The sequence below is a fragment of the Actinosynnema sp. NPDC059797 genome (genome assembly GCF_042732085.1).
Classification (GTDB): domain Bacteria; phylum Actinomycetota; class Actinomycetes; order Mycobacteriales; family Pseudonocardiaceae; genus Actinosynnema.
This window is the reverse complement of sequence record NZ_JBHWIE010000199.1, coordinates 1-13,797: the sequence shown is the minus strand read 5'-3', so window position 1 is coordinate 13,797 and position 13,797 is coordinate 1. Positions and strand designations below refer to the sequence as shown.

The window sequence follows — 13,797 nt, the reverse complement described above, 5'->3', positions numbered from 1 at the left end:
GCCGAGCCCCGCGCCGCCGAGCCCCGCGCCGCCGAGCCGGCAGCCGTTGAGCCGGTGGTCGCCGAACCGGCTTCCGCCGCCCAGCGCGAAACCATCCCCGAAGCCGACACCCCGGTCGAGCAGGTGCAGTGGCGGGTCGAGCCGCCGGCGCGGTTCCGCGTCGAGGAACCGGTCGACATGTTCGACTCGCCCACTATGGTTCAGCCCGCGATTCGGGATGATGTCCCGCCGGTTGGACTTGGTGCCGCATTTGTGAAGGGCCCCGTCATCCCCACCGCGAGGACGCCGGAACCGCCCGATTTCACTTCTGTTCCCTCCGCGTTCCCCATGGGTGGCGCGGACGGCGATGAGTCGCGCCGAGCCGCGATCCCGCCGGTGGACGACGTCCCCGCCGAGATCGAGGCCGAACCCGAAACGACTTCCGCGATCGGGGTCGGGGGAGACCCGGAGCCCTTCTCGGCGGTCGCCACCGAACGCCGGTCGACCCCGGAGCCCGCGACCGAGCCCGAACCCGCGCCGGTCTCCGGGCACACGCCCGAGCCGACGTCGCCACCCGAGTCCGTGGCGCTGCCCAGGCCCTTGGCGCTGCCCGAGCCGACGTCGCTGTCCGAGCCCGGGTCGTCGCCCGAGCCCGGATCGGCCGCCACCCCGGCGACCGCGTTCGGCTCGCCCGAGTCCGCGCCCACCCCGCCCGGACCGGTGCCACCCGCGGCCGCACCGCCCTCATCCGTGCCGCCCCCGTCCGCGTCCGAGCTGACGACCGTCCTGAAGCCCGTGTCCCTGTCGGACCCGGCAGCCGTGCCGGAACAGGCGTCGGCCCCCACACCGGAATCGGTCCCCGCGCCCGACCCCACCCCCGAACCGGAGCCGGCACCCAACCCCGCGCCCAAGCCCGTGCCCGCGCCCGCTCCGGAACCGGAGCCCACCGCGACGGATCCCGACCCGGCACCGGCGCCGCCCGCCCCGGAGCCGGACCCGGCACCTCCCGCCCCGCCCCCGTCGATCGGCTCGACCGGGTTCCTCAGCGCGGCCGACGTCGAGGACGACGGCTCTGAGCAGCCCTTCGTCAGGTCCGTGGTGGTGGGCGGCCGGACCATCGACCTCCCGCCGATCAGCGCGCCGGTCGACTCGCCGAGCACCACCCGCGCCGCGCGCCGCCCCAAGAGCGACCTCAGCCTCGCCGAGCTGCTGGCCGAGGCCCTGGTGGCGTACGAGGACGCCCGCCGCGAGGACGAGGCCGCCGGTCGGACCGACGAGACGGACCCGAGCGCCCCCGCAGACCACGCAGACCAGACCGACCACACCGGCCACGGGACCCACGGCACACCGCTCGACCCCGTCGAGCAACAGCCCGCCCGCGCCGCCCACGCCGCGCCGGCTCACGCCTCACCGGCCCACGCCGCGCCGGCCGACGACGACACCGTGCCGATCACCCCGGTCGCCTCCGCCGGCGGCGTCACCCCGACCGCGGCAGTCCCGACCACCGGGGGCTCGACCACCTCGGGCCCCGCCACCGTCGGCCCGATCCTCACCGGCCCGACCACGACCGGCCCCACCGCCGCCCCCACCACCGCCGCAGGCCCCCTCCCCACCGGCCCGGTCCCCGCGACCCCCGCCACCCGGACCTCCCCGCCAGGCCAGGGCGCTCAAGCCCCGGACAACGAGACCACCGGCCCGATCCGGCGCGTGGACCCGCCCCGCTTCGACACCTGGACCCTTCCCGAATCCTGAAATAATTTGAGGTTCTAATAAGGTTTCCCGCGGGTAACAAAGCGGGAAATTGATCCGTGCCGTGGTTAATTCGCCACTTTCCGTCAAGTGGTTCGATTCAGTCGCAGGGTTGCGACGATCGGGTTCGCGCGCATGTGATTAAGTGGAGCGCGGACCCGGTACACAGAGGTACCGGATAGCGTGGAGCCGCCTGAACATGACCTCGACTGGAGTCCCGTCCCGATCCGAGCTCGCCACCGGCAACGGCGCCGTGGCCCGCGCGGCCAGCCCTGAGCAGGCGCGTGACGAGCTGATCGAGCGGGCCGCCGCCAACGCCCCCGAGCTGACCGACCTGATCCGCCTGTACTACCGGCACGTCCCGGCCGAGGAGGTCATCGACGACGACCCGGTGGACCTGCTGGGCGCGGTGCGCTCGAACTACCAGCTCGCCGAGACCCGCGTGCCGGGCCGCCCGGTGGTGCGGATCATCAACCCGACCCGCGCGCACGACGGCTGGACCTGTCCTGCCACGGTCGTGCAGGTGATCACCGACGACATGCCGTACCTGGTCGACTCGGTCGCGTCCGAGCTGACCCGCGGCGGCGTGCAGGTGCAGCGCGTGGTTCACCCCATCGTGGTGGTGCGCCGGGACGTGGTGACCGGCGCGCTCCAGGACGTCCTGCCCGCAGCCGACCCGGCCGGCCCGCCGGCCGACGCGCTGGCCGAGTCGTGGATGCACATCGAGGTCGACCTGCTCACCGACCCGCACCGGGCCCGTGAGCTGGAGACCAAGCTGCACGCCGTGCTCAACGACGTCCGCGAGGTCGTCGAGGACACGAGCAAGATGACCGGCACCGCCCTCACCCTGGCCGACGAGCTGGAGGTGTCGCCGCCGCCGCTGCCGGAGCACGAGGTCTCCGACGGCGCGAAGCTGCTGCGCTGGCTCGCCGACGACCACTTCACCTTCCTCGGCTACCGCCGCTACGAGGTGGTCCGCGACGACCCGGCCACGGACGGCGAGCCCGCCCTGCGCGCGGTCCTGGCCAGCGGCCTGGGCGTGCTCAGACAGGACAGCCTCGCGGCGCGCAGCCTGACCGCGGGCCCCGACGCGGGCGCGCAGGCGCTGTCCCCGGAGCTGCTGGTGCTCACCCAGGCCAGCGCCCAGTCCAGCGTCCACCGCTCGGTCTACCCGTACTACGTCGGTGTGAAGACCTTCGACACCGAGGGCAACGTCACCGGCGAGCACCGGTTCCTCGGCGTCTTCTCCACCACGGCCCTCCACGAGGACGTGCTGGACATCCCGGCCATCGAGCGCCGGGTGCGCGACGTGATCCACCGCGCGGGCTTCCCGCTGCACTCGTACTCCGGCCAGCAGATGCTGGAGGTGATCCAGAACTACCCGCGCACCGAGCTGTTCTCCGTCGACCCCGACACCCTGTACCAGACGGTGACGGGCGTGATCGCGCTGGCCGAACGCCGCCGCCTGCGCCTGTTCCTGCGCCGCGACCCGTACGGCCGCTTCTACTCCTGCCTGGTCTACCTGCCGCGCGACCGCTACACCACCACCTCCCGGCTGGCCATGCAGGAGGTGCTGATCGACCGGCTGGGCGGCGTGAACCTCGAGTACAGCGCCCGCATCGGCGAGTCCGCGCTGGCCCGCGTGCACTTCACGGTGCACACCGAGCCCCAGCGCCAGGTCGAACCCGACACCGGCTACCTCCAGCAGCTGCTGGCCGAGGCGATCCGCACCTGGGACGACCGCATGGTCGAGGCGGTGCTGGAGCAGGGCCAGGGGCTGGGCGCGGAGTCCGCCTCCGAGCGCGGGCAGCGGATCGCCGCCGCGTTCCCCGAGGCCTACAAGGAGGACTTCACCGCGGCCGAGGGCCTGGACGACTTCCGCCGCATCGAGGCGCTCAACCCCGGCGACCTCGACATGGTGTTCTACGTGCCGCGCCAGGCCGAGCCCGGCGAACGCCGGTTCAAGCTGTTCCTCGTCGGCGCCCGCATCACGCTGTCGGACGTGCTGCCGATGCTCCAGCGCATGGGCGTCGTGGTGGTCGACGAACGCCCGTACGAGCTGGTGCGCGACGACGGCACCGAGTGCTGGATCTACGACTTCGGCCTGCGCATCGACCAGGTCACCCTCGACAAGCTGTCCCGGGACGACCTGGAGGCCGTCCGCACCCGCTTCCAGGAGGCGTTCGCCGCCGCCTGGCGCGGCGAGGCCGAGGTGGACGGCTTCAACACCCTCGTGCTCAAGGCCGGCCTGTCCTGGCAGCAGGCGGCGATGCTGCGCGCCTACGCCAAGTATCTGCGCCAGGCGGGCACCCCTTACAGCCAGGACTACATCGAGGACGCCGTGCTCGGGCACACCGAGGTCGCCACGGCCCTGGTGCGCCTGTTCGAGGCGCGGTTCGACCCGTCCCTGGCCGACGACCAGCGCGAGGGCCGCACCGAGGCGCTGACCGCCGAGATCACCGGCCTGATCGACGACGTCACCAGCCTGGACGCGGACCGCATCCTGCGCAGCCTGCTCACCCTCGTGCAGGCGACCCTGCGCACGAACTACTTCGTCCGCGACGCCGACGGCGCCCCGCGCCCCTACCTGGCCGTGAAGCTCGACCCGCGCGCCATCCCGGACCTGCCGCAGCCGCGGCCGCGGTTCGAGATCTTCGTGTACTCGCCGCGCGTCGAGGGCGTGCACCTGCGCTTCGGCGCGGTCGCCCGGGGCGGCCTGCGCTGGTCCGACCGGCGCGAGGACTTCCGCACCGAGATCCTGGGCCTGGTCAAGGCGCAGGCGGTGAAGAACGCCGTGATCGTGCCGGTGGGCGCGAAGGGCGGGTTCGTGGTCAAGCGGCCACCCGCGCCGACCGGCGACCCCGGCCTGGACCGCGAGGCGTCCCTCGCCGAGGGCGTCGCCTGCTACCGCATGTTCATCTCCGGCCTGCTGGACCTGACCGACAACCTCAGCTCGGGCACGGTCATCCCCGCGCCGCAGGTGGTGCGCCACGACGGCGACGACACCTACCTGGTCGTCGCCGCCGACAAGGGCACCGCGTCGTTCTCCGACATCGCCAACGAGGTGTCGAAGTCCTACGGCTTCTGGCTGGGCGACGCGTTCGCCTCCGGCGGCTCGGTCGGCTACGACCACAAGGCCATGGGCATCACCGCCCGCGGCGCGTGGGAGAGCGTCAAGCGGCACTTCCGCGAGCTGGGCGTGAACACCCAGGCCGAGGAGTTCACCGTGGTCGGCGTCGGCGACATGTCCGGCGACGTGTTCGGCAACGGCATGCTGCTGTCCGAGCACATCCGCCTCGTCGCGGCCTTCGACCACCGGCACGTCTTCATCGACCCCAACCCGGTCGCCCAGCTGTCCTACGCCGAGCGCAAGCGCCTGTTCGAGCTGCCGCGCTCCTCGTGGGACGACTACGACCGCTCGCTGATCAGCGAGGGCGGCGGCGTGTGGCCGCGCACCGCCAAGTCGATCCCGGTCAGCGAACAGGCGCGCGTCGCCCTCGGCCTGCCCGAGGGCGTCACCAAGCTGTCCCCGCCGGAGCTGATGAAGGCCATCCTGCTCGCCCCCGTCGACCTGCTGTGGAACGGCGGCATCGGCACCTACGTCAAGGCCCGCGCGGAATCCCACGCCGAGGTCGGCGACAAGGCCAACGACGCCATCCGCGTCAACGGCGCCGACCTGCGCGCCAAGGTCGTCGGCGAGGGCGGCAACCTGGGCCTGACCCAACGGGGCCGCATCGAGTTCGCCCGCGCCGGCGGCAAGGTCAACACCGACGCCCTGGACAACTCCGCCGGCGTCGACTGCTCCGACCACGAGGTCAACATCAAGATCCTGCTCGACGAGCTGGTCCGCGACGGCAGGCTCGACACCGGACAGCGCAACGAGCTGCTCGGGCAGATGACCGACGAGGTCGGCGACCTGGTGCTGGCCGACAACTACGCCCAGAACTTCGTGCTGGGCATCTCCCGCGCCCACGCCGCCCCGATGCTGCCGGTGCACGCGCGGCTCGTCGCGGACCTGGAGCAGCGCGGCGCGCTCGACCGGACCCTCGAAGCGCTGCCCGGCGCGGCGGAGTTCAAGGCGCTGGAGAAGGCGGGCGAGGGCCTGACCTCGCCCGAGCTGGCGACGCTGCTCGCGCACGTCAAGCTGGCGCTGAAGGAGGAGGTGCTGGCCAGCGACCTGCCCTCGGTCGACGTGCTGGCCCGCAAGCTGCCCGACTACTTCCCCAGCGAGCTGCGCGAGCGCTTCACCGACGCCATCGGCGGCCACCCGCTGTCCCGCCAGATCATCGCCACGGTCCTGGTCAACGAGGTCGTGGACGGCGGCGGCGTGTCCTACGCGTTCCGGCTGGCCGAGGAGGTCAACGCCTCCGCGACGGACGCCGTGCGCGCGTACGCCGTGGTGACGGCCGTCTTCGACCTGCCGTCGCTGTGGCGGGAGATCCAGGCGCTGGACAACACCATCCCGACCGACGTCCAGGACTCCATGGTGCTGGAGAGCCGCCGCCTGCTGGACCGCGCGTCGCGCTGGCTGCTGACCAACCGCCCGCAGCCCCTGCCAGTCGGCTCCACGATCAGCCGGTTCGCCCCGGTGGTCGCCACCCTCGCCCCGCGCGTGCCGGACATGCTCCAGGGGCACGAGAAGGAGTACTGGACGGAGTACGCCGACCGCCTCGTCACGCACGGAGTGCCGGCCGACCTGGCGCGGAGGGTCGCCGGGCTGCTGTTCACCTACGCCCTGCTGGACGTCACCGAGGTGGCGGAGCTGGCCGAGCGGGAGGACGGCGTCACGGCCGGGCGGGAGCGGACGCACGAGGAGACGGCCGAGCTGTACTACGCGCTGTCCGCGCACCTGGACATCGACCGGATGCTCAGCTCCGTGTCGAACCTGGAGCGCCTCAACCGCTGGCACGCCCTGGCGCGGCTGGCGCTGCGGGACGACTTCTACTCGTCCCTGCGGTCGATCGCGGTGGACGTGCTGCGTTCCGCCGACCCCGGTGACGAGCCGGACGAGAAGATCGAGAAGTGGGAACAGGCCAACTCGTCCCGGCTGGGCCGGGCGCGGGCGGCGCTGGAGGAGATCAACCGGGTCAACAAGCTGGACCTGGCCACCCTGTCGGTGGCGGCCAGGCAGGTGCGCAGCATGATCCGCTAGACCCCCGTCCCCGGAGCACCCCCGAGCCCCACGGCTCGGGGGTACTCCAGCACAGCCCCTTTTTGCGCCTTCCCTTCGCCCTGCCTCTGTCGCACCCCGCCGGCAAGATGACCGGCGAAGCCCCCGAACCGGCCGCCCTGCCCCGCCGACACCGACCACTCACGATCACCCGAACGAGCTAACCGATCATGAATGGAAGATTCGCGGAAACATCACGGCCCGCCGTTTCGTTGCCGGAGAGGAAGGAGGCGGCGGCGCAAGGGGCATGGCGGGAGCGCTCGGAACCGACATCGGGCGACGCGCCAGGGACGGAGCGACAAGGCCACCCGCGGACGGCAGGCGGTGGGCAACAGGCGGCAGACAGCAGGTGGTGGGCCTGCAGGGGTGGGCTGCACAAGGTGGTCACGCAAAGGACAAGGTGGTCACGCACAGGACGAGGTGGTCACGCACAGGACGCACGCGCGGGTTGATCACGCGTAGAGCGCGTCGATGATCGGCGTCCAACGCGGGTCCGGCCCGGCGGCCGTCGAGATGACGCGGTTGGGCGTGTAGGCGACCGCGATGCCCAGGTCGGGGTCGGCGAACGCGAGCGCGCCGCCCGCCCCGGTGTGGCCGAACGCGCGGGGGTTCGGCGAGTACGGGCGCAGCTCGTTGGGCAGCATGTACCCCAGGCCGAACCGGGTGGGGCCGTCCAGCACCTCGTCGTGGCCTTCGCTGCGCGGTGCCGTGGCCTCGGCGAGGGTGGGCGGGGTGAGCAGGTCGCCGATCCGCCCGAACAGGCCGGCCAGCGCGCGGGCGGTGGCGTGGCCGTTGGCCGCGGGGATCTGCGCGGACCGCCACGCCGCCGTGTTGACCACGCCCGGTGCCACGAGGTCCGGCGGGTTGCCGAAGGCGCACAGGGTGATCGGCGCGGGTAGCCGTTCGACGCCCGCGCCCTCCAGTGGCAGCACGAACGCCGGTTCGCCCGGACCCGGCCACCCCAGGGACAGGCCCAGTTCGGCGGTCAGGTCGCGCGGTTCCCGGCCGGTGGCGCGGCGCAGCACCTCGCCGACCAGCCAGCCGAACGTGACGGCGTGGTAGCCGTGGCGCGTGCCCGGTGGCCACCACGGTTCCTGGGTGGCCAGGGCGTCGGTCATCGCGGTCCAGTCGTAGAGGCTGCCGGTCGGCAGGCGGCGGCGGATCGCGGCCAGGCCCGAGCGGTGCGCCAGCACGTCCGCGACGGTGGTGTCGGTCGCGAACCCCGGCCAGTACTTCGCCACGGGGGCGTCCAGGTCGAGCAGCCCCTGCTGGGCGGCCAGGTGCGCCGCGGTGGCGAGCACGGCCTTGGACACCGAGAACACGTTCACCGCGGTGTCCCGTTCCCACGGCACCCGGCCCGCCTCGTCCCGCGTGCCGTGCCACACGTCGACCACCAGGCGTCCGCCGGCGACGACGGCCAGGGCCGCTCCACCTCGGACCACGCCGTCCCGGAAGGGCTCCACGACGTGCTTGAACGCTGGATCGCAGATCATCGCCATGTCCTCAACCCCAGTTGATAAACCTTGGTTGAAGATGTCAGTATCCGTGCGTGCCGTCAAGCCCCGACCTGACCCTGCTGTTCACCGCCCTCGCCGCGTCCTGCGACGCCGCCGTGCGCGCCCGCATGGCCGACGCCGGTCACGACGAGGTCCGCACCGTCCACGGCTACGTCTTCCAGCACCTGCTCGTCGGCCCGGTCCGCGTCACCGACCTGGCCGACCTGCTCGGCATGACGGCGCAGGGCGCGTCGAAGGTGGTCGCCGAGATGGAGCGGGTCGGCTACGCCGTGCGCCGGCCCGACCCGCACGACAGCCGCGTCCGACTGGTCGAGATGACCCCGCGCGGGCACGAGGCGGTGGAGGCGGGGCGGGCGGCTCGGGCGGCGGTGACGGCCGAGCTGCTGGACGTCCTGGGGGACGGCGCCGCGCCGGTGGTGAGCGCACTGCACGACCTGGCCGATCGCACCGGGGCTTTGCGCGACCTGATGGCCCGCAAGCTGCGACCGTGAGATCCGAGAACCCGGCCGGAAGGGACCGGAGGCGTCCTCGCCCGAGGCCGAGGCCCGAGGCCCGAGGCCCGGTCGGCCGCGGGAGCGGGCGTTCGCGCGAGGGCCGGTGGGAGCTGCGGCGGCGGTGGGAGCGGTCAGGCCGAAGGTGGTGCGGCCGGGAGAGGGGAGCCCCTCTCGGTACCGTGAGACCCATGGTCGTTGATCAGCCGGGGGACGTCTCGGGCCCCGAGGACGCCCCCGGTCCCTTCCGGTACGCCTCGTTGCCGGCGGCGATCGTGTCGGCGGGGGTGCTGTTCTTCGACGGGACCGGCCGGGTGATGCTCGTCCGCCCCACCTACAAGCCCGGCTGGGAGATCCCCGGCGGCGTGGTCGAGACCTCCCGGGGCGAGACGCCCCTCCAGGCCGCCTGCCGCGAGGTCGCCGAGGAGCTGGGCATCGAGGTCCCGGTCGGACCGGTGCTGGCCATCGACTCGGTGCCCGCCACCGACGAGCGCCCGGCCGCGCTGGCCTTCGTCTTCGACGGCGGTGTCCTCGACCCGGACCTCCTGGCGCTGATCCGGTTCCCGGACGGCGAGATCGCCGAGACGCGGTTCTGCGAGCCCGGTCAGCTCGACCAGCTCCTGCCGCCCAGGCTCGCCCGGCGGGTCCGGTCGTCGGTCGCGGCCCGCCGGGGTCAGGGGCCGTGGCCGGTGTACCTGCACCACGGGAACTGACCGCCTGAACAGGTGGGGGACACCCGGCCGGGCGTCCCCCACCGAGGGATGTCAGTTCCGCCAGGTGTCCGACAGCGTCACCGGGGCCGTGGCGGTGCGGTTCGTGCCGCTCTCCCAGGTCACGGCGCCGCCGGCGTCCTTGCGGAGGTACTTGTACTGGAACGCCGTCCCCGCGGCCAGCGGCACCGTGCCCCGCCACGTCGGGTAGGTCGCCGAGGACAGCGCCACGGCGTTCGCCGGGTTCCACGCGCCCAGCGACGGGTGGTCGCCGACGACGAACACGTTCTGCCCGAACGACGTGGTGGCGTCGACCGCGAACGACGCCGCGCCGGTCGGCGGGGGAGTGGTGCCGCCGCTCGTCGCGCCGGTGTGCAGGGCCAGGGCCTCGCCCGCGCCGAGGGTGGCGGTGAACTGGCCGTTCGCGCCGACGGTCACCGTCGCGCAGCCGTCCTTCTGGACGTCGCAGTAGGTGCCGGCGGGCAGGGACGTCTGGAACGTGCGGGTCAGCGGGCCGCCCTCGCGGTTGATCACCACGTAGCCCTTGGCGCCCCGGCCGAACGCGATGGCGTCGCCGCCGTTGTCCCACCAGTTCGTCACGGCCGTTCCCGCGACGGTGTTGCGGAACTGGACCATGTTCGAGATCTGCGTCCACCGGTGCTGGCACTTCCACCCGGACGTGTAGCACTCGGAACCGCCGGGCGGGCCGGCGTCGTGGTTGCCGAACTCGTAGCCGGAGTACACGTTCGGGGCTCCGTAGGGCCACGCGAGCATGAAGACGTTCGCGAGCGTGTAGGTGGAGCCGTCCTTGTACGTGAGGGTCGAGCCGTTGCGCTCGGTGTCCCAGTTGTCCACGAACGAGCGAGCCCGGCCACTCGGCAGGTAGCCCCAGGACTCACCGAACGTCTTCAGGTACGCCAGGTTCTCGTTGTTGAAGATCCGCTTGAGGTCGTAGGCGTAGCGGAACTCGTCGACGTCACCCGAACCGGTGTACTCGCCGGGCTGCACGGCCTCGCCCGCGCCGTAGATGACCTCGTGGACCCAGAACACGTTCGGGTTCGACAGCCGCGACTTGATCGCGGCCAGGTCGGCCGCCGCCATGTGCTTGGCGGCGTCGACGCGGAAGCCGTCGACGCCCAGCGAGATCAGGTGGTTGAGGTAGGCGGCGATCCGCCCGCGCACGTAGTCGCTGCCGGTGTTCAGGTCCGACAGCCCGACCAGCTCGCAGTTCTGCACGTCGTCGCGGTTGCGGTAGTCGGTGATGTGGCTGCGGCAGGAGTGGAAGTCCTGGTCGCCGTAGATGCCGGGGTAGTTGTACTTGGTGTACGACGAGCCGCCGGTGCCGGTGCCGGACCCGGCGCTCATGTGGTTGATCACCGCGTCCGCGATGACCTTCACGCCCGCCGCGTGGCAGGTGTTCACCATGTTCCGGAACGCGGCCTCGTCGCCGAGGCGGCCGGCGATCCGGTAGCTGACCGGCTGGTACGAGGTCCACCACTGGGAGCCCTGGATGTGCTCGGTGGCGGGCGAGACCTCGACGAACCCGTAGCCCTCGGGCCCGAGCACGTTGGTGCACTCGCTCGCGACCCTGGAGAAGGGCCACTGGAACAGCGTCGCCGTCACGTCCTTCGACGACGGCGGGCTCGCAAAACTTTGCGGAACCGTGAGCAGGGACAACAGCAAGGCCGTCAAGGCGAGCAGCGCTCGCCGGGTTGCGGAAACCACGATGTCTCCTTGGCTGGCAGGGGATGTGTCCTAGGTCATACCAGCTGAGGGACTTGCTGAAAACACTTGCAAAGTATTTCATGGCCCTCCGGCCGACCCGATCCGGAAGGACACCCCCCAATGACGCAGGACTGGTGGCGCGAGGCCGTCATCTACCAGGTCTACGTGCGCAGCTTCGCCGACTCCAACGGCGACGGCGTCGGTGACCTCCCCGGCATCCGCTCCCGGCTGCCCTACCTCGCCGACCTCGGCGTGGACGCGGTGTGGATCACCCCGTTCTACGCGTCCCCGATGGCCGACGGCGGCTACGACGTGGCCGACTACCGCGCCGTCGACCCGAGCTTCGGGGAGCTGGAGGACGCCCGGCTGCTGGTCGAGGACGCGCACGCGCACGGCATCCGCGTGATCGTCGACCTCGTCCCCAACCACACCTCGGACCGGCACGAGTGGTTCCGGCAGGCCGTGGCGGCCGGCCCGGGCTCGCCCGAGCGCGCCCGCTACCACTTCCGCGAGGGCCGCGGCGACCAGCCGCCGAACGACTGGGAGTCCGTGTTCGGCGGACCCGCGTGGACGCGCCTGCCGGACGGCCAGTGGTACCTGCACCTGTTCGCGCCCGAGCAGCCGGACCTGAACTGGGACCAACCGGAGGTGCGCGAGGAGTTCCTGGACGTGCTGCGGTTCTGGCTGGACCTCGGCGTGGACGGGTTCCGCATCGACGTGGCCCACGGCATGGTCAAGGCCGACGGCCTGCCCGACGTCGGCACGCCCGGCCACCTCAAGCTGCTGGGCACCGACGCCCTGCCGTTCTTCGACCAGGACGGCGTGCACGAGATCTACCGCGACTGGCGCAAGGTCCTCGACTCCTACCCGGGCCGGCGGATCGGCGTGGCCGAGGCGTGGACGCCCAGCCCCGAGCGCACCGCCCGCTACCTGCGCGCCGACGAGCTGCACCAGGCGTTCAACTTCCACTACCTGACCGCCGGGTGGGACGCCGCCGAGCTGAGGCGGGTCATCGACGACTCCCTCGCCGCCATGGCCCCGGTCGGCGCGCCGACCACCTGGGTGCTGTCCAACCACGACGTGCAGCGGCACGTCACCCGCTACGGCAGCGTGGCCCGCGCCCGCGCCGCCGCCCTGCTCATGCTCGCCCTGCCCGGCAGCGCGTACGTCTACCAGGGCGAGGAGCTGGGCCTGCCCGAGGTGCTCGACCTGCCCGACGACGTGCTCCAGGACCCGGTGTGGGAGCGCTCCGGCCACACCGACCGGGGCCGCGACGGCTGCCGCGTTCCCATCCCGTGGACGCCCGAGGGTCCGTCGTTCGGCTTCGGCGACGGCGGCTCGTGGCTGCCGCAGCCGGCGGACTGGGCGTCGCTGAGCGTGCGGGCGCAGCAGGGCGACCCGGACTCGGTGCTGGAGCTGTACCGCCGCGCGCTGCGGGTTCGGCGCGAGCACCCCGACCTCGGGGCGGGCTCCGAAGTGGAGTGGTCGGACGCGCCGGAGGGCGTGCTGTCCTTCCACCGGAACAGGTTCACGTGCGTGGTCAACCTGGGTTCGACCGTGGTCCGGCTGCCCCTCGACGGCGAGGTGCTGCTGTCCTCTTCGGGCGTGGCGACCGAAGACGCGGACGTTCTCGTGCCGCCGGACACGACCGTGTGGCTCTCGCGCCCGTAGAGTCACACGGTGTGACAGCGCGGCTCAGTGACATCGCGAACCAGGCAGGCGTGAGCGAGGCGACGGTTAGCCGGGTCGTCAACGGCAAGCCAGGCGTCTCCGCCGCGACCCGCCAGGCCGTGGTCGCCGCGATGGACGTCCTCGGCTACGAGCGCCCGCCACGCCTGCGCCAGCGCAGCGCCGGGTTGATCGGGTTGATCACCCCCGAGTTGAGCAACCCGATCTTCCCGGCGTTCGCGCAGGTCGTGGAGCAGGTGCTGACCCGCGACGGCTACACGCCGGTGCTGTGCACGCAGACACCGGGCGGCTCCACAGAGGACCAGCTGACCGAGATGCTGGTCGACCGCGGCGTCAACGGCATCGTCTTCGTGTCCGGCCTGCACGCCGACACGACGGCCGACATGGACCGCTACGTCAAGCTCGCCGGCCGCGGCGTGCCCTTCGTGATGGTCAACGGGTTCACCGACCGCGTGTCCGCGCCCTTCGTGTCGGTGGACTACCTGGCCGCGGCCCGGCTGGCGGTGTCCCACCTGGTGGAACTCGGGCACGAGCGGATCGGGCTGGCGGTCGGCCCGCGGCGGTTCGTGCCCGCGCAGCGCATGGTGGAGGGCTTCGCGCTCGCGCGGCCGCGCGCGGAGGAACTGGTGGAGCACTCGCTGTTCACCGTGGAGGGCGGTCAGGCGGCGGCCAACGCCCTGCTCGACCGCGGCTGCACCGCCGTGGTCTGCGGCAGCGACCTCATGGCCTTCGGCGCGATCCGCGCGGCCCGGCAGCGCGGCCTGGAC

The 13,797-nt window shown here is 72.4% G+C and carries 8 protein-coding genes; 6 read left to right on the top strand and 2 right to left on the bottom strand.

The window, feature by feature from the left end:
- The first annotated feature begins 375 nt into the window (after window positions 1-375).
- Entirely contained in the window at window positions 376-1,731 is a 1,356-nt protein-coding gene (locus ACFV4N_RS30195; protein ID WP_499676017.1) for a hypothetical protein, read from the top strand.
- A 196-nt stretch (window positions 1,732-1,927) separates the two neighbouring features.
- Entirely contained in the window at window positions 1,928-6,880 is a 4,953-nt protein-coding gene (locus tag ACFV4N_RS30190; protein WP_499676016.1) for an NAD-glutamate dehydrogenase, read from the top strand.
- A gap of 470 nt (window positions 6,881-7,350) precedes the next feature.
- On the opposite strand, the gene ACFV4N_RS30185 is transcribed toward ACFV4N_RS30190, so the two are convergent.
- Window positions 7,351-8,391 (bottom strand): serine hydrolase domain-containing protein, encoded by a 1,041-nt coding sequence (locus ACFV4N_RS30185; protein ID WP_499676015.1) that lies wholly within the window; start codon window positions 8,389-8,391, stop codon window positions 7,351-7,353.
- Between the two features lie 56 nt (window positions 8,392-8,447).
- Between ACFV4N_RS30185 and ACFV4N_RS30180 the strand changes: the two genes are divergently transcribed.
- Window positions 8,448-8,906: a MarR family winged helix-turn-helix transcriptional regulator gene (locus ACFV4N_RS30180; RefSeq protein WP_499676014.1), complete on the top strand. Its 459-nt coding sequence runs from the start codon at window positions 8,448-8,450 to the stop codon at window positions 8,904-8,906.
- 191 nt (window positions 8,907-9,097) lie between these two features.
- Complete coding sequence (locus ACFV4N_RS30175) at window positions 9,098-9,619, top strand: NUDIX domain-containing protein (RefSeq protein ID WP_499676013.1); 522 nt, start codon at window positions 9,098-9,100, stop codon at window positions 9,617-9,619.
- 51 nt (window positions 9,620-9,670) lie between these two features.
- On the opposite strand, the gene ACFV4N_RS30170 is transcribed toward ACFV4N_RS30175, so the two are convergent.
- Window positions 9,671-11,239: a carbohydrate-binding module family 20 domain-containing protein gene (locus ACFV4N_RS30170; RefSeq protein WP_499676012.1), complete on the bottom strand. Its 1,569-nt coding sequence runs from the start codon at window positions 11,237-11,239 to the stop codon at window positions 9,671-9,673.
- 222 nt (window positions 11,240-11,461) lie between these two features.
- Here ACFV4N_RS30170 and ACFV4N_RS30165 point away from each other — a divergent pair, with 222 nt between their 5' ends.
- Entirely contained in the window at window positions 11,462-13,012 is a 1,551-nt protein-coding gene (locus ACFV4N_RS30165) for a glycoside hydrolase family 13 protein (RefSeq protein WP_499676011.1), read from the top strand.
- Window positions 12,994-13,797: LacI family DNA-binding transcriptional regulator (locus tag ACFV4N_RS30160; RefSeq protein ID WP_499676010.1), on the top strand; the 804-nt coding region annotated here is incomplete at its 3' end. The genes ACFV4N_RS30165 and ACFV4N_RS30160, both read left to right, overlap by 19 nt.

What these genes read in the sequence shown, in the direction of transcription:
- ACFV4N_RS30190 (WP_499676016.1), top strand. Translation starts at nt 1,928, where the DNA reads ATGACCTCGACTGGAGTCCCGTCCCGATCCGAGCTCGCCACCGGCAAC.
- ACFV4N_RS30185 (WP_499676015.1), bottom strand. Translation starts at nt 8,391, where the DNA reads ATGATCTGCGATCCAGCGTTCAAGCACGTCGTGGAGCCCTTCCGGGAC.
- ACFV4N_RS30175 (WP_499676013.1), top strand. Translation starts at nt 9,098, where the DNA reads ATGGTCGTTGATCAGCCGGGGGACGTCTCGGGCCCCGAGGACGCCCCC.
- ACFV4N_RS30165 (WP_499676011.1), top strand. Translation starts at nt 11,462, where the DNA reads ATGACGCAGGACTGGTGGCGCGAGGCCGTCATCTACCAGGTCTACGTG.